The sequence below is a fragment of the Pontibacter sp. LHS1 genome (assembly GCF_058932855.1).
In genome coordinates, this window is the sequence record NZ_JBZYWF010000009.1 from 13,378 (window position 1) to 35,324 (window position 21,947).

18 protein-coding genes are annotated in these 21,947 nt (G+C 50.6%); 9 read left to right on the forward strand and 9 right to left on the reverse strand.

The genetic code is table 11. From position 1 onward, the window contains the following. Window positions 1-23 precede the first annotated feature (23 nt). Window positions 24-1,364 (forward strand): DEAD/DEAH box helicase, encoded by a 1,341-nt coding sequence (locus tag AC5FXQ_RS16250; protein WP_493603473.1) that lies wholly within the window; start codon window positions 24-26, stop codon window positions 1,362-1,364. 37 nt (window positions 1,365-1,401) lie between these two features. On the opposite strand, the gene AC5FXQ_RS16255 is transcribed toward AC5FXQ_RS16250, so the two are convergent. The 3 genes from AC5FXQ_RS16255 to upp are packed head-to-tail and all read right to left on the reverse strand — an operon-like array spanning window position 1,402 to window position 3,015. Next, window positions 1,402-1,851 carry a small multi-drug export protein gene (locus AC5FXQ_RS16255; protein WP_493603474.1) on the reverse strand — a complete coding sequence of 150 codons (450 nt, stop codon included), beginning with the start codon at window positions 1,849-1,851 and terminating at the stop codon, window positions 1,402-1,404. A gap of 42 nt (window positions 1,852-1,893) precedes the next feature. Further along, on the reverse strand, window positions 1,894-2,337 hold the full coding sequence (locus AC5FXQ_RS16260; RefSeq protein ID WP_493603475.1) for a GNAT family N-acetyltransferase: 444 nt from the start codon (window positions 2,335-2,337) through the stop codon (window positions 1,894-1,896). Window positions 2,338-2,352: 15 nt separating this feature from the next. Next, a complete protein-coding gene (gene upp / locus AC5FXQ_RS16265) occupies window positions 2,353-3,015 on the reverse strand; it encodes a uracil phosphoribosyltransferase (protein WP_493603476.1) in 663 nt (220 codons plus the stop codon). Window positions 3,016-3,231: 216 nt separating this feature from the next. On the opposite strand from upp, the gene AC5FXQ_RS16270 reads away from it, so the two are divergent. From AC5FXQ_RS16270 to AC5FXQ_RS16305, 8 genes are all read left to right on the forward strand, one after another. Beyond that, window positions 3,232-4,911, forward strand: coding sequence for a hypothetical protein (locus AC5FXQ_RS16270; RefSeq protein WP_493603477.1), 1,680 nt, complete (start codon window positions 3,232-3,234; stop codon window positions 4,909-4,911). A gap of 258 nt (window positions 4,912-5,169) precedes the next feature. Further along, window positions 5,170-7,008, forward strand: coding sequence for an ABC transporter ATP-binding protein (locus tag AC5FXQ_RS16275; RefSeq protein ID WP_493603478.1), 1,839 nt, complete (start codon window positions 5,170-5,172; stop codon window positions 7,006-7,008). A 128-nt stretch (window positions 7,009-7,136) separates the two neighbouring features. Continuing rightward, entirely contained in the window at window positions 7,137-7,478 is a 342-nt protein-coding gene (locus tag AC5FXQ_RS16280) for a hypothetical protein (protein WP_493603479.1), read from the forward strand. 8 nt (window positions 7,479-7,486) lie between these two features. After that, a complete protein-coding gene (gene lpcA / locus AC5FXQ_RS16285; protein WP_493603480.1) occupies window positions 7,487-8,062 on the forward strand; it encodes a D-sedoheptulose 7-phosphate isomerase in 576 nt (191 codons plus the stop codon). Window positions 8,063-8,410: 348 nt separating this feature from the next. Then, window positions 8,411-9,949 (forward strand): YifB family Mg chelatase-like AAA ATPase, encoded by a 1,539-nt coding sequence (locus AC5FXQ_RS16290; protein ID WP_493603481.1) that lies wholly within the window; start codon window positions 8,411-8,413, stop codon window positions 9,947-9,949. Window positions 9,950-10,193: 244 nt separating this feature from the next. Next, the gene (locus tag AC5FXQ_RS16295) at window positions 10,194-10,778 is read left to right on the forward strand and encodes a porin family protein (RefSeq protein WP_493603482.1); all 585 of its coding nucleotides are present in this window, start codon (window positions 10,194-10,196) and stop codon (window positions 10,776-10,778) included. A gap of 368 nt (window positions 10,779-11,146) precedes the next feature. Beyond that, a complete protein-coding gene (locus tag AC5FXQ_RS16300) occupies window positions 11,147-11,812 on the forward strand; it encodes a porin family protein (RefSeq protein WP_493603483.1) in 666 nt (221 codons plus the stop codon). A gap of 157 nt (window positions 11,813-11,969) precedes the next feature. Then, on the forward strand, window positions 11,970-12,629 hold the full coding sequence (locus AC5FXQ_RS16305) for a porin family protein (protein ID WP_493603484.1): 660 nt from the start codon (window positions 11,970-11,972) through the stop codon (window positions 12,627-12,629). A 96-nt stretch (window positions 12,630-12,725) separates the two neighbouring features. Here the strand turns inward: AC5FXQ_RS16305 and AC5FXQ_RS16310 are convergent, their stop codons facing one another. From AC5FXQ_RS16310 to tpiA, 6 genes are all read right to left on the reverse strand, one after another. Beyond that, complete coding sequence (locus AC5FXQ_RS16310) at window positions 12,726-14,087, reverse strand: dipeptidase (RefSeq protein ID WP_493603485.1); 1,362 nt, start codon at window positions 14,085-14,087, stop codon at window positions 12,726-12,728. A gap of 90 nt (window positions 14,088-14,177) precedes the next feature. Next, window positions 14,178-14,822, reverse strand: a complete 645-nt coding sequence (plsY, locus tag AC5FXQ_RS16315) for a glycerol-3-phosphate 1-O-acyltransferase PlsY (protein WP_493603486.1) — start codon at window positions 14,820-14,822, stop codon at window positions 14,178-14,180. Between the two features lie 162 nt (window positions 14,823-14,984). Then, window positions 14,985-19,775, reverse strand: coding sequence for a hypothetical protein (locus AC5FXQ_RS16320; protein ID WP_493603487.1), 4,791 nt, complete (start codon window positions 19,773-19,775; stop codon window positions 14,985-14,987). Between the two features lie 18 nt (window positions 19,776-19,793). Continuing rightward, window positions 19,794-20,624, reverse strand: a complete 831-nt coding sequence (prmA, locus tag AC5FXQ_RS16325; RefSeq protein WP_493603488.1) for a 50S ribosomal protein L11 methyltransferase — start codon at window positions 20,622-20,624, stop codon at window positions 19,794-19,796. Between the two features lie 9 nt (window positions 20,625-20,633). After that, entirely contained in the window at window positions 20,634-21,005 is a 372-nt protein-coding gene (locus AC5FXQ_RS16330) for a 7(1) septoil knot domain-containing protein (RefSeq protein WP_493603489.1), read from the reverse strand. A gap of 91 nt (window positions 21,006-21,096) precedes the next feature. After that, window positions 21,097-21,858, reverse strand: coding sequence for a triose-phosphate isomerase (tpiA, locus tag AC5FXQ_RS16335; protein ID WP_493603490.1), 762 nt, complete (start codon window positions 21,856-21,858; stop codon window positions 21,097-21,099). Window positions 21,859-21,947 lie beyond the last annotated feature (89 nt).

A 21,947-nucleotide genomic window follows, 5' to 3' on the forward strand; every position in this document is an offset into this window, starting at 1 on the left:
ATATCAACACGATTAGAAATACCATGGCAGAAGAAGCCGAAAAAGAAATAAGTACGTTTGAGGATTTTAAGCTGAACCGACAGCTGCTCAACGCTATTGAGGAGGCAGGCTACGAAAAACCTACTCCCATTCAGCTCAAAGCTATACCTGTGATAATGGGCGGGCACGATGTGATGGGCATCGCTCAGACAGGCACGGGCAAAACCGCAGCCTTCCTGCTGCCAATCCTGATGAAAGTGAAGTATGCGCAGGGCACCAACCCGCGTGCTGTCATTCTGGCGCCTACCCGCGAACTGGCCATGCAGATAGAGGAGAACATCACGCTGCTGGGCAAGTATACTGACCTGCGACACACCGTTATTTATGGTGGACTTGGACCCAAAACCCAGATCGAGACAATTAATAAAGGTATAGACATACTCGTTGCCACACCCAAACGCCTGATGGAGCTATACCTGAAAGGCGAGCTTATATTAAAGGAGATCAAAACGCTGGTGCTGGACGAAGCCGACAAGATGATGGACATGGGCTTTATGCCACAGATCCGCCAGCTGCTGGAAGTTCTGCCGCGCAAACGCCAGAACCTGCTCTTCTCGGCTACGATGCACCCCAAGGTGGTAGAGCTGTCAGAAGAGTTCCTGGAGTTCCCGACCCGCATTGAGGTGACACCGCAGGCCACGCCTGTGGAAACGGTAAGCCAGGTGCTGTACCAGGTGCCGAACCTGCGCACCAAAATCGCCATGTTGGAGCACCTCATTCAGGACAAAGACACTTTCAACCGGGTGATTATTTTTACCCGAAGCAAGAAAAACGCAGAGAACGTGGCCAAATTCTTAGAGCGGCGCGGGTACGGCGAAGTGCGTGCCATCCACGGCAACAAGGGGCAGAACACGCGCATTAACTCCATGGAGGCCTTCAAAGGAGGTGAAGTCCGCTTTCTGGTAGCCACCGATGTAGCCTCCAGAGGTATAGACGTGACGATGGTGAGCCATGTGATCAACTTTGACGTGCCTTTTGTATACGAAGACTACGTCCACCGCATCGGCCGTACCGGTCGTGCCGAGAATGTGGGCGCCGCCATTACCTTTGCGAACCCTGCGGAGATGTACCATATCCGGAAAATCGAGAAACTGATACGGATGCAGATACCAGAGGAGCCAATGCCTGCGGAAGTAAAAATTCACGATATCACTTTTGAAGAGCAGCAGGCCATCGCCCGTGACATTGACCACCAGAAGCGCAGCGAGAACCCAGACTTTAAGGGTGCCTTCCACGAGAAGAAAGCTATACCTAAAAAGCGCCCGGAGAGCAAGCGCGACCCCAGAGCCTCGTTCTGGCAAAAGACGAAAAAGAAGAAGAGATAAGATAAGCACCCTGCCCGATGTGGCGGGGTGTTTTTGTTTACAGATACTCCAGCGCTACTTCCTGAAAACGATACACCAGGCCTGTCAAAACAAAGCCCCACATGGTGCCGCTCCAGAGCATGTGCAGGAAGATTTGGCGACGTGGCACGCCAAACACTGCAGCTACCACAGTACCGAAAACAGGTGTAAGAAATAGCGGCGTGAAGAAGGCAACGCCCACAACGCCAAAGTTGCGCCAGATACGCACCACCCGGCGGCTCCTGCGGCTAAAAACTGGTCGGTTGTAGTTTCGCCGATACCGGGAATACCACCGGGCAGCTTCTCTCCCAACAAATGAAAACACCAGCACACTGGTCATCATGCCGGCTACGGTCAGGAGCACGGTTTCGAGGTAAGCCATACCCAGCGACATCCCTGCCAAAGGCCCGCCAATGAACTTGACCATGCTGATCAGGTATACCGACATGTATTTGAGAAGCTCCTCCAATCCCCTACTGAACGCTGATGCGAGTTTAATTATGTGCAGGCTCTAAGCGCCCAGATTCATTTTCATTTGATATAGGTCGATTCCCTTCGCCCAAAAGTCCTGCTCCACTTTCTCCAGCTCAAAGCCAAGCTTCTGGTAAAATGGATACACCAACTGACTTGTCCGTACCTGCAGCCATTGCATAGCGGGCTTTTCCTTCAACCTTGAGATGCGAAACAGCGTGAGCTCCCGCCCTATACCTTTGCCCTGAAATGCAGGGTGAATCAGGTCCCAGGATAGCCTGGCCCAGGTATAGCCATCGAAGTAATTGATGCCGCCGGCACCCACCAACTCTCCTCCCTTTTCTATCACAAAGTAGTCTTCCCTACGCTCCTGCAGGTATAGCACAAAGTCGGCTTCCTCTTCAGGCGCAAAGTAAGCTGGCGTGTTGAGTCGCAGTATTTGCAGAAGCGCTTCCCGGTCGGTTGGAGTATAGGGCCTGATCATAGCTGGTAGGTATACCTATACCTTCGGACCGAAAGCCAGATCGCCGGCATCGCCCAGACCAGGTACTATATAGAAGTTTTCGTTCAGGTGATCATCCATGGCACCAAGCCAGATATGCGCCTCCGGCACCTCCTGCTGCACATAAGCTATCCCTTCCGGTGAGGCTATGGCAGCCGCAATGTGCACTTGCACCGGCTTGCCGTGGCGCAGCATTCCTTTATAAGACTTTACCAGGGAGCGCCCCGTGGCCAGCATCGGGTCTGCCAGGATCAGGATCTTGTCGTGCAGGTCTGTCGAGGCCAGGTACTCCATGTTGATCTGCAACTCAGTGTTCTGCTCTTCTACCCGGTAAGCCCCAACAAACGTACTGTAGGCCTTATCGAAGTAGTTAAGCATGCCGTTGTACATAGGCAATCCGGCCCGCAAAATAGTGGCCAGCACCGGTTGAGCTGTCAGCAGCTGAGTTTGCGTCGTAGCCAGTGGCGTTACGATGTCGCGGGATTCGTAAGGCAGCGTTTTGGATATCTCGTAGGCCAGCAGCTCACCCAGTCGCTCCAGATTACGACGGAAGCGCAGGCTGTCGTGCTGCACCGATACGTCGCGTAGTTCGGCTACAAAATGGTTGGCAAGCGAAGGGGTTGCTGTGAGTATATGCAGGTTATCGTTTTGCATGGACATGGCTGTTTTTAATGACCTAAAGATAAGGTCTTTCGGGCGTACGACAATCTCCGGCCGCCAAAAACGTTAAACCCGGCAGATGCTATACCTGTATAAGGCTGACCTATACCTGCTTTCGGCAATCTGCATCATGCAATTTCATGTGTTTTTGTTAATATTGTGAATTCTAAATAAGTACCTTACAAATCGCTTTCCCCTGATTAGAACTTTCCTCTTATGAGAAATATATTTGCCGCTATGGCACTTAGTCTGCTGGCTATACCTACCGTGCAGGCGCAGGATGTGTACGTGCCTTACGACCGCGATACCTACCACCTGATCGACCGCTACCAGATCAAACTGGGTACAAAAGTACCGCAGCTGCACACCAACGTGCGCCCGATCGGCCGCAGAGAGGTCGCCGAACTAGCCGAAGCTGCCATAGGTGAGCCGCGCTCTAATGCCGATATGTTCAACATCCAGTACCTGCTCAACGACAACTGGAACTACACCACCCAGGCAAACGACAACATCAGCGAGCGCCCGATCTTCAACACTTTTTACCGCAATAAAACAGACCTTTACCATTACGATTCCGAGGACTTTACCCTCCGTGTGAACCCGGTGCTGCACCTGGAGCTGGGCAACGACAGCGAGAGCAGCGGCGTCCGCTACGTCAACACCAGGGGTGTACAGCTAGAGGGTAGCATTGACAACCGCTTCGGCTTCTATACCTTTATTGGAGAGAACCAGGCACGCTTTGCCGACTATGTGGTAGACCGCATTCGTCGTGATGGCGTGGTGCCGCATGAAGGACTTTGGAAAGATTTCAAAGGCGACGGCTACGACTTCCTGACAGCTCGCGGCTACATGAACTACTCCCTTTCGAAGCACGTGGAAATACAGCTGGGTCACGACCGCCACTTCATCGGCGACGGCTACCGCTCACTGGTATACTCCGACTACGCTCCGCCAGCTTTCTTCCTGAAACTGAACACCCGCGTATGGCGCCTGCACTATATGAACCTCTTCCAGGAGCTGACCGCAGACTACCGTCGCAGAGGGGGCGGCGACCGCCTGCTGCCTAAGAAGTACATGGCCTTGCACCGCCTGGGCATCAACATCACCGACAATTTCAACCTGGGCCTGTTTGAGCAGATCATCTTTGGTCGTGAGCGAGGCAAGTTTGAGTTGCAGTACCTCAACCCTGTGATTTTCTACCGTAGTGTAGAGCACAACCTGGGCAGCCAAGACAATGCCTTGCTTGGTCTTGATTTCCGTTGGAACCTCTTCAACACAGCCCAGCTTTATGGCCAACTGGTGCTCGACGAGTTTGTGCTAGACGAAGTAACAGGCGGCAACGGTTGGTGGGCCAACAAGCAAGCCGGTCAGATCGGAGCGAAGTACATCGATGCATTCGGTCTTTCTAATTTAGACTTGCAGGGTGAGGTGAATATCATCCGTCCCTATACCTATCAGCACCGCGACGGCAGCTCCAACTACCAGCACAACCGCCAGCCACTGGCCCACCCGATGGGCGCCAACCTGTATGAGTTTGTAGGTATAGCACGCTACCAGCCACTTCCACGCCTCCAGCTGGTGGGCAAGGCCATTGCTACCCGCTTTGGCCAGGACGAGATTACGCCAGAAGGCGACACCATCAACTGGGGTAACAACGTGAACCTGGACTATAACTTAAGACCCCGCCCCTATGGGCACGAGATCGCACAGGGCATCACCACCAACCAGCTGCACCTCGACCTGACGGCCACTTATCAGTTCAAGCACAACCTGTTCGTGGACCTGAAAGGCATCATTCGCCGCACCGAGGCTGATGTAAGCACATTGAGCAAAAACACTGTGTTTACCTCCGTGGCACTACGCTGGAACATTGCCCAACGCCTGCATGAATTTTAATCAGCAGGTATAGCTATAGCCTGAACGGGGAGTCTTTGGTAATAAAGGCTCCCCGTTTTCGTTTTAAAAGCTCGCTATACATACCTGTCCTAATTTAGCTATCTTTGCAGCGGCTTAGCATACCGCAGGTATAGCACAGCCTACAATATTGTAATTCATTAATACTTAAAAACTTCCGGCAAGCTTCCCGTGTGTGTTACGGGCGGCAATCGGAGCAGCCTCCTATACCTGCGACAGGTTGGGATGGCCTATATCAACATGAAGACTTATCTCCGGATACTGCAGTTCGCAAAGCCCTATAGCCGCTTTGTGCCGCTTTATACTATTTATACCATATTGGGCATCATTTTCGGCCTACTCAACTTTACGCTGCTCATTCCGCTACTCAACGTGCTTTTCGGCACAGTGGGCGCCGATGAAGCTGCGACCATGGTGACAACCAAGCCTGACTTTAGCCTCTCACTCGAGTATTTCAAAGACTTCTTTAACTTCCATTTCGGACAGGTAATCCTGGAGCAGGGACGGCAAGGTGCGTTGCTTTTTGTCTGTGTGATTGTGGTGATCTCGGTTTTCCTGGCTAACCTATTCAAGTACCTGGCTTTTAGGGTGGTAGGCGCTCTCCGGGCACATGTGGTGAAGAAAATTCGCCATGCCACTTACGAACGGGTGACGCAGCTGCACATGGGGTATTTCAGCAACGAACGCAAAGGCGACCTGATGACACGCCTGACCGTGGACATTCAGGAAGTAGAAAACTCTGTGGTGAACACGATGACGGTGGTTATCCGGGAGCCGATCTCTATTATCGCTTTCTTTGTTGTACTCTTTACCATGTCGGTGAAGCTCACGCTTTTCACACTGATTCTTCTTCCACTTTCAGGTATACTCATCGCAGGTATAGCCAAGCGCCTGAAGCGGGCCGCCCAGCAAGGCCAGGAGTCACTGAGCTTTATCCTGACTATTATTGATGAAACGCTGAGCGGCATCCGGGTGATCAAAGCCTTTAATGCTGAACCGTATATCCTCGACAAGTTCCATGACCAGAATAGTCGCTACGCTCGCTTACAACGCTCTATTGCCTACAAGCGTGATCTTGCTTCTCCGTTCTCGGAGTTTATGGGTGTGACGGTAGTTGCCTTGCTCCTATACTTTGGTGGCACCATGGTGCTGAATCAGGAGTCAGAACTGAGCGCAGCAGAGTTTATAACATACATTATCCTGTTCTCGCAGGTGCTCGTGCCGGCGAAGGCCATGTCTGCGGCATTCAGCAACATACAGCGTGGCCTGGTATCCGGCGACCGCATCCTGCAGGTGATCGACACAGAGCCACAGGTAAAGAACAAGCCCAATGCGAAGGTACTGCCGGAGTTCCGTCACGAGATCGAGTTCCGGGATGTGAGCTTCAGCTACGGCGATCATGCTGTGCTGCAGGACATCAACCTCAGCATTGAGAAAGGCAAGACCGTGGCACTGGTTGGTCCTTCCGGCGGGGGCAAATCAACCCTGGCCGACCTGATTCCGCGCTTCTACGACCCGACTGCAGGAGCTATCCTGATCGACGGGCACGACATACGTGACTATACCATGGAGTCTGTGCGCGACAAAATGGGCGTGGTGACGCAGGAGTCAATCCTCTTCAATGACAGTATTTTTAATAACATCGCCTTTAATAAAACTGACGCTACAGAAGAAGAAGTAATAGCGGCAGCTAAGATCGCCAATGCGCATGAATTTATAGTGAAGACGCCTGATGGTTACCAGACCATGATCGGTGACCGTGGCAGCCGCCTGTCCGGCGGACAGCGCCAGCGCCTGAGCATTGCAAGGGCTATTCTGCAGAACCCGCCGATCCTGATTCTGGACGAGGCAACCTCGGCGTTGGATACGGAATCGGAGAAACTGGTACAGGAAGCGCTGACCAACCTGATGAAGAACAGAACATCAATTGTAATCGCACATAGACTAAGCACCATACAGCACGCCGACGAGATTGTAGTATTACAACAGGGCCGCATTGTAGAGCGCGGCAGTCATGAGGAGCTGCTGCAACTCGGCGGATTGTACGCAAAACTTACACAAATGCAACTGGTGTCATAGTAGCATTTAGTGCTTTTGTGTTACCAACTATCGCTTTAAATTAAATTTTGGTCTTAACATTTCGGTATATTCATATTTTTTTATAGCTTAGCCCGAAACAGTTTTGCACCAAAATCCAACCTTAAAGCATGAAAGAACTTAAGACACTCTCTGACGTGGTCGTGTTTTGCTACGCTATGTTTATAGCACTTTTGCTAACAAACTTGCTGGACCATAAAGCCATATTTGAGATTGCGACTGAAGAACAGGCGCTCACCCTTTACAAAGCACTCGGAGCAGTAGGCGCCGGATTAATGCTGATAAAGTTGTTAATTGGAAAACTTTACATTACGTCGCTCAAATACGACAGACACATGGCTCAGGTGAAAATCAACGAGCTGAAAGCCGATCTGTATGAGCGCAAACAAGCATACAGAAGCAACAGCTACAAAGAATCTGTCCGGATGGAGATGGCTGTAGCGAGCAACTAATATAATACATGACCCAGATCGTACTTCAGGAGCTGCAGGAAGCGCAACAGACGCTCAACAACTTTATTGCTGACCCTAACAATATTGCCGCCATCGAAAAAGCGGCCAATGCCATGGCTGATGCGGTGGCAGCCGGTGGTAAGATCCTTTCGTGCGGCAACGGTGGCTCCATGTGCGACGCCATGCACTTTGCTGAAGAATTAACCGGCCGTTACCGCAACAACCGGCAGGCTATACCTGCCATCTCTATCTCCGACGTCAGTCATATGAGCTGCGTGGGCAATGACTATGGCTACGATCATGTTTTTTCGCGCTACATAGAAGCACTAGGCAACAAGGGTGACGTATTACTGGCCATCAGCACCAGCGGCAACTCTGCCAACGTACTCAAAGCTGCCGCAGCCGCTAAGGCTAAAGGCATGACTGTGGTTGGCCTCACCGGCAAAGACGGCGGCAAGCTGGCTGCCTTCTGCGACGTAGAAGTGCGCGTTCCACACCAGGGCTACGCCGACCGCGTACAAGAAATCCACATCAAAGTCATCCATATCCTGATCCTGCTGATTGAGAAGCGGATTTGCGGGTAGTGGTCTTGGAGGTATAGCCTGTCTGAATCTCTACATAGGGCCCCTACCCCAAGGATTCTCAGGATTCTTATGCACGATTGTCCTCCCCCTGCCCCCTTCAAAGGGTGACTTTTGCTACTACCAATTTCAAAGCATAATCGCTGTAGTAAAGGTCACAGACCGCTGGCAGGTGTAGTGAGTGCCCGCTGCACAGGCGAAGCTATACCTGCAATAGCAATACTACCCCTTGTAACCTGCATAACTATCTTTTCCATACTTTTACTTCCATTCCCCGGAATCAATTACCGCTAAGCGGTGTTGCGAATCTGAATTATCAAAATTGCATTTATAGATCAACATCTAACCCCTATGCTTATTAAGACGTTTGGCAGCGCTGTACAAGGCGTGAACGCCTATACCGTAACCGTGGAAGTGAGTGTAAGCGCCGGCGCTAAGTACTTCCTGGTTGGCCTACCCGATAATGCCATCAAAGAAGGCGAACAGCGTATCGAATCGGCATTAGGCCAGTACGGCTACAAGCTCAAACGCCAGAAGACGATCATCAACATGGCGCCTGCCGACATCCGGAAAGAAGGTGCAGCCTACGACCTCACCATCGCGATGGGTATGCTGGCTGCCGGGGGACAAATGGCGGCTGATAAGCTCTCACAATACATGATCATGGGGGAACTGTCTCTCGACGGTTCGCTTCGCTCAATAAAAGGCGTGCTTCCGATTGCCATTCAGGCTCGAAAAGAGGGCTTTAGAGGCATCATACTGCCTTCCCGTAATGCCCGTGAAGCGGCGATTGTGAATAATCTGGATGTGATCGGAGTAGAGAATATCAAAGAGGCTATCGACTTCCTGAATGATGAGCTAGACATTCAACCTGTAAAAGTAGACACCCGCGATGTGTTTCAGAACTCGGCAAACCAATACGCGGCCGATTTTTCGGATGTGCAGGGGCAGGAGAACATCAAGCGGGCGCTGGAGATCGCCGCCGCCGGTGGTCATAACGTCATTATGATCGGACCTCCGGGAGCGGGCAAAACCATGCTGGCCAAGCGACTACCTTCTATCCTCCCGCCACTGTCGATGCACGAGGCGCTGGAAACAACCAAAATACATTCAGTGGCAGGCAAGTTGGGCGAAGTTTCTTCGCTGCTTTCTACCCGACCATACCGGGCACCGCACCATACCATATCTGATGTGGCCCTGGTAGGCGGTGGCGGTATACCGCAGCCAGGTGAGATTTCCCTGGCTCACAACGGGGTACTTTTTCTAGACGAGCTGCCAGAGTTCAAGCGCACTGCACTGGAGGTGATGCGTCAGCCATTAGAAGAGCGCCGTGTCACTATATCCAGAGCCAAAACCACCTTGGATTTTCCGGCCAACTTTATGCTCATTGCCAGCATGAACCCCTGCCCGTGTGGATTTTACAACCACCCCGAGAAAGAGTGCGTGTGTGCCCCTGGCCTGGTGCAGCGCTATCTCAACAAGGTGAGCGGCCCACTGCTCGATCGAATAGACCTGCACGTAGAAGTAACGCCTGTAACTTTTGACGAAATGACCGCAACCCGGAAGTCAGAAGACAGTGAGACCATACGACAGCGCGTAGTACGGGCGAGAGAGATTCAGCGGGAGCGCTTCCATGAATTTGATTACATGCACTCCAACGCTATGATGCCCTCGCAGATGGTGAAAGAGATCTGCCAGATATCTGATGCCGGACGCACGCTACTGAAGACCGCCATGGAGCGTCTCGGGCTTTCGGCCCGCGCCTATGATCGCATCCTGAAAGTGAGCCGTACCATCGCCGATCTGGCTGATAGTGAAGAAATTAAAATTGAACATTTAGCAGAAGCTATTCAGTACCGCAGCTTAGACAGAGACGGCTGGGCAGGCTAACACACCTCAAAACGCAACTATCTATATATTAAATACTTACAAAGTTCAACATCCTAAAAGGGGGTTGAACTTTTCTTTTTAATACCGTTTTAATTTGCTTTCCCAATTGCACTGTATCCAAACCAAAATCTTAAACTTTTTTAGACTTTTCTTGGGAGGCTGCGTAATATGGGACGTCAGGAACTTAGACCGAAGAAGACAAGACCTGGCGGTAATACACTTAACCTACTAACCATTTACTACTATGAAGAAAAAAATTTTAATGCTCGTTTTAGCCATGACCACAGTGGTTGCGGCACATGCACAGGGCCCACGATTAGGTATCAGGGCGGGTGTGAATTATGCTGGCTTTGGCGGATCTGATGCCGATAACCTTGATCGCATCTGGGGTGGACACGCTGGTCTGACCGCTAACTTCCCACTATCGGTTGACAACTTTTTCTCGATACAGCCAGAGGTACTTTATTCCATGAAGGGTGCCGAAACCAGTGCAGATGATGTGAAGTGGAAAATCAACTACCTGGATGTGCCGGTGCTAGGCCGTGTGAATGCTGGTCCGCTTTATTTTGAAGCTGGCCCACAGGTGTCGTTCAGGATAGGCGGTGAAGTGGATTTGAATAACACGACTATTACCGAAGACTTAGATGACTACAAACGTACTAGTTTTGGATATGCTGCCGGTATTGGTTTGCAGGCTACTCCGCTAGGCTTAAGCATTGGCGTTCGTTACAATGGCGATATTTCTAAGCTTTATGACAACACAAACATAGGCAACTATCGTAATGACGTATTCATGCTGACGCTCGGCTACCTGTTTGGCGGCAGATAAAAGCGCTATTAGTACAAAATAAAACTATATTACTGAAGCCCCGGTTTTCGCCGGGGCTTCTTCTATAAGAGACATCCTTATACCTCCTGCTATATATCGGCTTCACCTCCTCTCTACTCACAGATTCACTACGCTCACCAATATCTTGGAACAAACCGACTGATCGGCTGTACTAGAGTATAGTGTATCTGTTCTACAGAAAGAGAAAGCAGAAGCAGCGAAAAAGAGTGCAATAACTAAAAAATTATCAAGCTGGTTTTCAAACAGATGAGTCATTATCCTCAAAAATACCCCCTCCACTTGCTCAATAATAATATTGTTCTGCACGTATATTGCTCAGATTATACCAAAATAACCAATTCCAAATTATGAAAAAGCTATTATTCATGTTCGTGTTTGCAGTAGCTACTGCATTTAGTGCCCAGGCACAAAACGCAAGCTTCGGTATACGAGGTGGTGCGAATATCTCTAACCTGTCAGGCGACCTGCGTGACGAAGACCGCTTCAACAACAAAGTCGGATTTCATGCCGGTATCATGGCCAACTTCGGCATTGTCGACAACTTCTTCTCGATACAGCCTGAGTTGCTATACTCTGTGAAGGGCTTTAAGAATGAGGATTCTGAATTCAGTCTTCTTGGTCAAACCAGAAGACGCGAAGGCAAGGTAAACTACAACTACCTGGATGTTCCTGTGTTAGCCAGAATTAAGGCTGGCCCGCTATACTTCGAAGCTGGTCCACAGGCCTCATACCTGCTGAGCGTGAACAATGAAACCAGAACGTATATAAACGGTACGCTGCAGTCGACTAACCGGGACGAGAAAAGCAAAGAAGGTCTTTCTGAGTTTGAGGTAGGCTACGCCGCTGGCATCGGCTTCACCTCCGCTAACAATGCCATCAGCTTTGGCGTACGCTACAACGGAGCCTTCAGTGATTTTGTGAAGGAAGACGTGAACTTCGAGGGAGACCTGACCAACGCCCGCCACTCGACCTTTATGGTGACAGTGGGATTTGCAATACCAACGAGCCGCTAATTATCTTTTCCAGTAATCAAAGCCGCCGGATGCTGAGCACCCGGCGGCTTTTTTTGTTTCCGGCTATACCTCCTATACCTGTTTCTTAACTAAATGCCGCCCTCAGGAGTACTATTAACAACAGCTCTATACCTAATTTTTTACTATACCCGAAACTATGAAAAAGATCATACTCCTGACGGCCTTGTTGCTAGTCACTTCACTTTCGGTGCAGGCTCAGTATTACCGCTACGGCGTAAAGGCTGGGGGCGGCTTCTCCAAAGCAGTTGGCTCCGATGCCCCCTCTGACCAAATCAACCACCTGGCAGGTATACATGGTGCTTTTGTGTTCGCCTACGAGTTTGCCTCCCGCTTATCAGTGCAGCCCGAACTACACTTCAGTCGCAAAGGTTTTACCTATGACAACTATACTTTAAACACAGCTACTGAGACTGCCCTCACCGGTGACCTTAGGCTTGATTATGTAGAACTTCCCCTCATGATCAAGTTGCAGAAAGCGGCTTTATTTGTAGAAGCCGGCCCTTACATGGGCTATCTGCTCAATGTCGGCAACAAGGTCAACATTGTCAGCACCGATCCCTCTATAGACCCTCCTGTAGTTCTTGGTCGCGAAGATTTCAGCCGGGATGACTTTAACAGCTTTGATGCCGGCTATGCTATAGGCGGTGGCTTGATGCTCGAGAGCGGTTTCTTTCTGAACGTACGTCACACAGCCAGTCTGCGTCCATTTCCTAAAGCAGACCTAAGCCAGCGCAACCTCGTGTGGCAACTCTCCATTGGCTTTATGTTACCTTCACGCCGGCCGGGTAACTGGTAAGGGCAGTCCGCTATAGCTTAAACCGCTATACCCAAAAACAAAGCAGCCCTGCTACTTCAGTTAAGTAACAGGGCTGTTATTCTTTTGCGAAGATGCTTACTTGCTCATCTCCGCATAGTATTTATAGAACTGCGGGATCGTCTCTATACCTTTCATAAAGTTGAATACACCGAAGTGCTCGTTTGGTGAGTGGATCGCATCTGTGTCCAAACCGAAGCCCATCAGCACCGAATCCAGACCAAGTTCAGATTTGAACATAGCCACAATCGGAATAGATCCACCGCTGCGTACCGGCACCGGCTTTACACCAAAAGTATCTTCATAGGCTCTTGCAGCGGCTTGGTAAGCTACCGAGTCGGTAGGCGTCACCACTGGCTCACCACCGTGGTGCGGACGAACTACCACTTTTACGCTTTTCGGCGCAATGCTTTCGAAGTGCTTCTTGAATTTCTCTGTGATCTCTTCAGATGTCTGGTTCGGTACGAGGCGCATCGAGATTTTAGCAAAGGCCTGCGAAGGAATAACCGTTTTGGCTCCTTCCCCGGTGTAGCCGCCCCAGATGCCGTTCACATCCAGTGTCGGACGGATGGAGTTGCGCTCCATGGTCGTGTAGCCTTCTTCACCGTGTACATCCGGCAGGTCGAGTGCCTGCTTATACTTATCCAGGCTGAAAGGGGCACGGGCCATCTCGGCACGTTCCTCCTGGCTTAGCTCCTGCACATTGTCATAGAAGCCAGGTATAGTGATGTGGTTGTTCTCGTCATGCATCGAGGCGATCATCTGGCACAAAATGTTGATCGGGTTCGCCACAGCACCACCGTATAGCCCAGAGTGCAGGTCACGATTCGGACCAGTCACCTCTACCTCCACGTAGCTCATACCACGCAGGCCAGTTGTAATAGAAGGCGTGTCATTGCCCAGCATACCAGTGTCAGATATCAGGATCACATCGGCGGCCAGCTTTTCTTTGTTGTTCTTCACGAACGTAGCCAGGTTGGCAGAGCCCACTTCTTCTTCACCCTCGATCATGAACTTCACGTTACAGGTCAGGGCGTTGTTCTGCATCATCACTTCAAATGCCTTCACGTGCATGTACATCTGGCCTTTGTCGTCACAGGCACCGCGGGCGTATATCTTGCCGTCTTTGATCACAGGCTCAAATGGAGGCGAGTGCCATAGTTCGTAAGGGTCAGCAGGCTGCACATCATAGTGACCGTATACCAGTACTGTAGGCAAAGAAGGGTCTACTACTTTCTCGCCATATACAATCGGGTAACCGCCGGTCTCACACAGTTCCACCTTGTCAGCACCAGCTTCGCGCAGCTTTTGGGCTACAAAATCAGCTGTGCGCAATACATCCTGCTTAAACTTAGGGTCGGCGCTTACGGAAGGTATGCGCAGCATGTCCAGCAGTTCGTTTATAAATCGGTCTTTGTTGTCAGTGATATATTGATTCATAGTCTAGATAAATGTCTTGCCCTAAAGGTACGAAAAAAGCCACCCTTGGGAAAGAGTGGCTTTTAGAATGCTTGTACCTATCTGCTATACCTATTTGCGGAGCCCCAGCTTAATGTTGGCTTTGCTTTCTTCGCCGTTTATCAGGCGGTTGATGTTCTTACGGTGCGTTAATACCACCACGGCAAATACCACAAATCCGAATATGATCAGAATCGGGTTGTCAGGATGGAAGCGCGGGAGTAATAAGAGTATCGGGAATGCAAGTGCAGCGATCATAGACCCGAGCGACACATACCTGGATGTAAAGAGGACGATCACAAAAATAACCATGCACATCAGTGCCACTTCCAAGTGTATGGCCAGCATCATACCTAGCAAAGTTGCCACTCCTTTTCCGCCCTTGAAGCGCTCGTATACCGGAAAGATATGACCTACCACTGCCAGTGCACCCATTGCCAATTGATAGATGATCAAATCCTCAGCCGGAATCGCATTGAATATCACCAATAAAGCTGCCAGCGAAGTAGCCACCCACCCCTTAAAAATGTCGATCAGCATCACGATAGTGCCCGGCTTTTTGCCCAACACCCGGAATGTATTTGTTGCTCCGGAGTTACCACTACCGTGCTGGCGAATGTCAATTCCGTAGTAAGCTTTGCCGATCCAGACGGCGGTAGAGATTGATCCGATCAGGTATGCTACTATAAATAAAGCGGCAATTAAAAGTATGTTCATGACGCGTGTGTCAGCTTTTTGTTTGCATTAACTATACTTAACAAAGTTAAGTGCAGTTTGCGTGTGATTTTTTAATCTAAAAGAACCCAAATATAGGGACTTGTTAATTTAATATCCAAAAGGGAGCTATCTTTCCCTATACGGCCGGAGTGCAGGTATCGGTTATTGCCAGCCTTCCTCCTCCTCCACATTTCCTTTTTTCTTCTTCTTTTTCTTCCTGGTATCCTCTACTTCGTCTTCGGCAACATTAAACCCTCCTTGCTCTGCTACTGGTGCCTGGGTTGCCATTCTAAATGCGTCTTTGCCGTCCAGGTAGTCATGTTTAAACTGATCCACAAAACGGTTCTTGTCGATGTTCTCGCCCATGTACATACCGAACTTGCGGCTGCGGCCACCACTGGCTTTGGAGCGGATGGTCTTGTTCAGATCAGCATCAGATGATACGATTACTAGGCCGTTTTCCAGATAGCTCATGAACACCCAGGTATACGGATCGGCCTGCAGGTATAGGTTCACCACTGGTTCACCGTTCAGGTCCTGCTTGATCTCCATAAAGCCGTCCATGTCAGCCCCTATTTCTTCTTTCAGCACATTAGACAGGCCTAGCTTTCCTACGCTGTACCAGGCATTGGTCTTGTTGGACCAGCGCAGGTCTACATTGTGGAACACCATGCTGCGCACCAACTTGTTCGAAAGCTTTGGCAAAGTGATCAGTCCGCCTTGCTCACGGTAGCGCTGCGCATCGCGGTTGCCGATAATATTACCCAGTTTGTAAAGCATCTCTTCAGCACTCGCCTGGTCACCGCCTCCGCGTATAGCAGTTTCGTTTAGCTTTTTGCCTAGCGCACTGATCACCTGCGAATGCATGTTCATGTCAAAGGCCATCAAGGCATCGACAGCGTAGTAGCCGCTGTCGGTTTTGGCTATACCTGTACCTGCCGACTCTATACCGAAGTCTTTGAGTGAGTTTACCAGGTTTAGCTTGCCTTCAAAGGTCACGGTTTTAGTGCCTTCGTTGTAACGCAGCTCGTTGCCTTCATAAGATCCGGCAACTGATCGGGCAGCATCGGTGATCTTAAACTCACTGTTCGCTTTATCATAAGACAAGTCGCCACTTACGGTAAAGATATCCAGGTCGTCATCGTACTGCTTTTTGGAAACAAAGGTGTTGTAAGGCTTGAACGTACCGCGCGACAGGTGCAGGCCCGTGTACAGCTGGTTTCCGTCCGGGGCCTTCTGTTTCATGATCGGGATGCGCACATTGTCCGGGTTCAGAGAGTCGCGCTTGAACGGGAACCAGTCTGAGTCTTCTTCGTTTCCGGTGAAGTTCAGCTTCAGGTCGCCGTCAAAATCCATGTGCGGCCGGTAAGCATACATCTTCACGTTACCTCTGTAGCGGATATGCGGGAAGATGTAGAAGTTATCGGTATCACGAACCAGCGCCTGCGCATAGGTCGTGTTGATGTTTGACTTCTTCTTCAGTTGGTGCTCCTTGTACACGAAATCTGCGAATTGCAGCTTGAACGAATCGGAAGCAGCATTTTGATAATCGTGCACCGCTGTACCACTGAAGGCGTTACGTGACAATACGTCAATGTTGCCGGCATACAGCTTGTGGAATTGCTGCAGGGAGTCAGCCATCACACGTGCATTGCGCAGCGTGGTAATGGTAGCACCTGCCGCTACGGCTACTTTGCCGCTGTCAGGTATAATGTGCACATCACCTACAGGTATATAAGGCACACCGCCAGCCAGAATAGAGTTTACTTTCAGGTCATACTCACCTGTAGCTGCGCTGAAGTAAAGGCCGTCCTGCTCCGGATGCAGCGAGTAAAAGTAGTTTTTCCCTCCTGCACCATCAGCTGCCAGGCTTACCTTTTGCTGCTTCATATCCCAGGTAGCGCGGCTCATCGAAGTCTTGTACTGCGCTTTCGGGAATTCTATACTGGCTACCCCCTTCTGCTCACTGCCAAACTCCACAAAGCGCTTGTCCAGGTCATAGGTGATTGCCATATCTGTCGCTTTCATGGCCGGCTTGCCTTCTACGTCCGACTTCACGATCATCTGCGCATTGTTGCCTGACAGGCTACGCCCTTTGATGGACAGCTTCTTCGACACGATGTTGGCATCGGCGTTGTCCACTTCACCGTCGCCATACAAGCCGCCCGGTGAGAGTTTGGCCGTACCCGTGAACTTGAACTCTTCTTTGTAAATCTTCATTGGGTCTTGGGCAGAGGCCATCACGTACATAGTGTCCTGCTTCGGCATCCAGATCATTTCATAGTGCCCCAGGCTTGCTACCGGGAAGTTAGCTTCGCCACCTCCTGCTTCCATCTTTGCACTGGCTCCTTTCTGAGTTACTATTTTGTCGAGGTAGTAGGTATACTCCGGCGCTTCAAAGGTTGAGGTCAGGTACTTGAGTGTGCCCCGGCTCTGTATACCTTCGGAGCTCATCATGATGGTGTCGTAGGCTATACCTTTACCACCGAAAGCCGGCAATCCGTTAGGGCCCGGCTGGTAGTAGAAACCTAGGGTCTCATCGGGCATCATGGTCAGCTTGGTCTTGATCGGCGGAAAGATGCTTCCCGAATGGAAGGTACCGCTGAACCCGATCATGCTTTTGCCCTTGCTCAAACTGTCGAGTTTATAAGAAGGGATGTCGAAATAGACAGTGCTGTCATAGGCTCCTCCCAGTACGTCTGGTCTGGCAAAGGCCACCTGTCCACCCATTGGAGAGTCAAATTTCGGATACTCCGGGTAGTGCTTGCGGCCCGACTTATTGTTTGGCTTGTTGATATACAGTTTACCGGACATGTTACCAGACCGGCTGGTCATCACCTGCTCCAGTTCTTTCTTCTTGCCTACCGTGCGGCGCTTCTTCGTTACAAAAGCAACCGTATCCAGCTTCTGCATATCGATCATGAACTCATTGTAATCGAACTTGAACTGGGAGCCTCTGAAATTAAGGCGGCCGGCGTAAAGTTTACCCCCGAACTCCATATTGCGGTTGTCAAGCAGGTGCACAATATTGCTATCAGGGACGGCGTATACCGAAGAGGAGTCGTTGTTGAATGCCATCTTCTCTACACCACGCACAGTCAGGCGGTTATTGCTCAGGTTGAGGGTAGCATTGCGGCCGGATGGCACCACCGACTTGATCACCAGGTGATCGTAGTCGCTCAGGTTCTGGGCAGAGCCCACATAATGCCAGGCTTTTGGCTTCAGGGATATAAAGTGTGACTGCCCATCGTAGGTCAGATAACCCTCGCGGGCCAAACTGATGGCAGCTTCCTGCACCGCTTTCTCGTTCAGTTTCGAAGCCTTCGCTACATCATAGGCATAGAAGTCATTGGTCTTGGCCTTGGCCGCATACGACACCAGCACCTGCAGCGGGTGGAAACTGGCCACCCCAACTAACTGCTGAAAGCGCATGTTGGAGAAGTACTGTGCCGACTCTAACTGTACCGGTATCAGGGTTTTGGTATTCAGGATCGAGAAGTTGACATGCGGCGTACCCAGGTTCCAGGCAAGGCGCTCGGCTGTGATCTCAAACTTGTGATAGCTGTCGTAGAATGGCGTCTTGCTATACACACCCTTGTCGCGGGTCAGCACCAGTTCGCGGGTTGGCTTGGAGTAGCGCAACTGCATGGCCGGATGCGTCAGCGAGTCCCGCCGCTGGTTTTGGTAAATAGCTACGTAGGCTCTGTTGGCGAATATGATAGAATCGTTTAAGTTGTAGTTGTGCGCCATAGACCGGAATTTCTTTTTCCCGTCTTCCAACACAGCCAGGGCCGATACACTGCCGTCAAGGGGTTTACTACCAATCAGGTCACCGGCCAGCGTGAAGCCACCGGTATAGACAATATCTTTGCCCAAGCTTTTTACTTTCGCATCATTCGTGAAAGATGCAAAGCGTGGGTATGATTTCTCGCCATTGTTGCCAGCTTTCGCGCTCCTGAACTCAAACACACCCTCTATTGGGGCATCAAGCACTGCATTGTAAGTGATGGTAGCATCAGGCACTTTGAAGGCTGCCGCTGTAATATCAAAATTGAAGGCTTTAAATGCGGCTGAAACAGGCTTGCCGTCTACTTCCCACGAGAATGACCCGCCCTCACCGACAAACAGGTTGTTGGCCAGCATCAGGTGTCCACTCGTTTTCATGATCGCGGTGGAGTCGTGGATGGTGGCAAAGCTGAGGTTCACATTTTCCAACTTCAGTACCGGTCCGCTTACCTTCGGCTGGGCAGGCACGAACATCTTTTTAAAGTCGTCGCGGCGCTTCTTCTCGGCCACCTTCGGATCTACTTTTTTGGCTGCGGGCTTGGGTGTTTCCCATGCATCGCCCCAGTCGTCGGCGGTAGCCTCGCTGCTTTCACCAGCTACCTCATCATCCCACGAAAAACTATCCCAGTCGCTCACCTCTGCTGACTTCTCCTTATCCTTCGGAGCGGCCTTGCCTTCGTAGGCAAAGCTTACGCTTCCTCCAACGGTGCGCAGGGTATACTGCTTGTTCTGGTATAGGATGCCGGAACTCAGGTAGCTGCTGCTGGTTTGAAAGAAACGGTCGAGGGCTGTACCTTCGTCCTGCTGCACAGCCTTAGCCACCACTTCCAGCATGTTGTCAATCTGGGCACCGCGCATGTTGTGATGGTTCACAGCCCCCACCAGCATCTCATAGAAATTTTCGTAATGCGGATTGACGCGCATCTTCTTACGGTACATCAGTTGCGAAATGTCGATCACCTGCTGCTTCTGCTTGTCAGAAAGGCGCTGGTTGCCCCATACGCTCTCCAAGGCAGCACCAAGTGCTTCGGCATTTTTGGCCTTCCCGGTCACCAGCATGTTCTTGGCATCCGTGATATACTGTGCCGGGTCAGTGGCTAGCTTGGTCTGGGCCTGTGCTGCAAACACAGCCAGAAAAAATAAAAAGGGTAGAAGTTTATATTTCATAGGTCGGAAGGATTTCGATTAGCTGTTCTTAAAAATAGCAGACACCCAGTTGTTCTTTGTTCGGTGGGATACATAGGTCAGGCCCAGTTCCTCCGCACGTTCCTGCAGTGCGGGAAGGTCTTCAGTATAGAAGCCACTCAACAGCAGCGTACCTTCTGGTTTCAGCACTGCTACATAAGCCGGCATGTCCTCGAGCAGCACGTTGCGATTGATGTTAGCCAGGATAATGTCGTAGGGTTGGTCTCCTTCAATTGTTTCAGCACCGCCTAGTCGCACGTCTATACCTGTGTAGCCGTTTAGCTCTGCATTCTCGCGGGCATTCTCAACTGTCCAGTCTTCTATTTCTACGGCAACGATTTCAGAAGCGCCCAATTCACCTGCCATGATAGCCAGTATACCAGTGCCACAGCCCATATCCAGCACACGCTTACCCTGGTGGTCCAGTGTTAGCTGGTTCTCGATCATCAGCGTGGTCGTCTCGTGGTGGCCTGTGCCAAAGGACATTTTCGGGTTGATCACGATGTCATACTTAGCCTCGGCTGGTTTTTCGTGGAACGATGCCCTTACCGACACCTGCCCCCCGATGAAGAGCGGCTCGAAATTGCGTTCCCACTCGGTGTTCCAATTCTGGCGCTCAATTTTCTGTACCTGGTACTCCGCTGTGACGTAGCCAGCATAGCGGGCCAGCATGTTATCCAGTTCGTGTTGATCAAACTTGTCTTCGTCAATGTAAGCGTTAAAGCCTTCGGCTGTGTCTTCGAAGGCATCAAAACCCAGTTCTCCCATTTCGGCAGTGAAGATGTCGGCAAAATCGGGGCTTACTTTCAGGGCTACTTCTATAAAATCCATGTGTGATAATTAAGGGCGGCACGCTGCGTAAGAGCGCACGTTGGTAAAATGTACAGTAAAATCAGCGAAATTTCGGTTATCAGTCACGTAAAGCACGTGGTCAGCGAAGGCTTTTTTATTGGTAATGTGCCAGATGCCTGTTCCGTCGGCAAATAGTTTGTTGCTCTCGCGGTATACTACCATAGAGGCAAAGGCTTCTTCATCGCCCAGGTATACCGTATAGGCGGCTGTATTTTTATACTTCGGGTCACGCTCCAGGTATACAGAGCCATAAATGCGGCAAATGTCGTTACCAGCCACCCTTACAGATGGCTCAGCTGCCGGCTGTGGCGCCGCTAAATACGAAAGCAGCGAAAGCCAAAAGGATATTATTAGAATCATAACAGATAATTTAGCCAAATATAACTATATCTGCAATAAAAAAGGCTGCCAACTATATAGCTGGCAGCCTTTTTTCCTGTGTTATCCGGTATTAGAACGATTTGATAATATCAGTAAAGTCTCTTGACTTAAGTGAGGCGCCCCCAATCAGGCCACCGTCCACGTCCGGCTGGGAAAACAATTCTTTTGCATTGCCTGGGTTGCAGCTGCCTCCGTACAGGATTGAGCAGTTGAAAGCCGCCTCAGCATCGAACATGCGTGAAAGCTGCTCCCGGATGTAAGCGTGCATTTCCTGTGCCTGCTGGCTGCTGGCGGTGCGACCGGTACCAATAGCCCAGATCGGCTCATAGGCAATCACCACTTTATCGAACTCCTCATTGCTCAGGTAGGAAAGGCTGTCGTGCAGCTGCTTGCCTACATAGTCAAAATGACGGTCGGCGTCGCGCTCCTCCAGTGGCTCACCGCAGCAGAAGATCGGTGTTATACCTTGCGCAATGGCTGCTTTCAGTTTTTTATAAAGCGCCTGGGCGTCTTCGTGGTGGTACATGCGGCGCTCACTGTGCCCGATGATCACATACTGCACCCCTACCGACTTCAGCATGGCTGCCGATACCTCACCGGTATAAGCGCCGCTGTCGTGCTCGCTCACGTTTTGCGCAGCCAGGTGCATCAGGTCATTGCCCTGCGTCAGCTTGCCCACGCTCTGCAGAAACGGAAACGGAGGCGCCACGATCACGGTCACATCGCCGTTTACCTCGTCTTTCACCATGTTATCAATCTCCGATACCAGCGAAAGCGCCTCCTCGTAGGTCTTATTCATTTTCCAGTTGCCTGCAACAATTCGTTTTCTCATGTTTTATAGTAGCTATTGATTTATCTTGATTTACACCCGTACGGCAAGTTAACAAATTAAGGTATACCTGCCTTAAGCTATACCTCAAA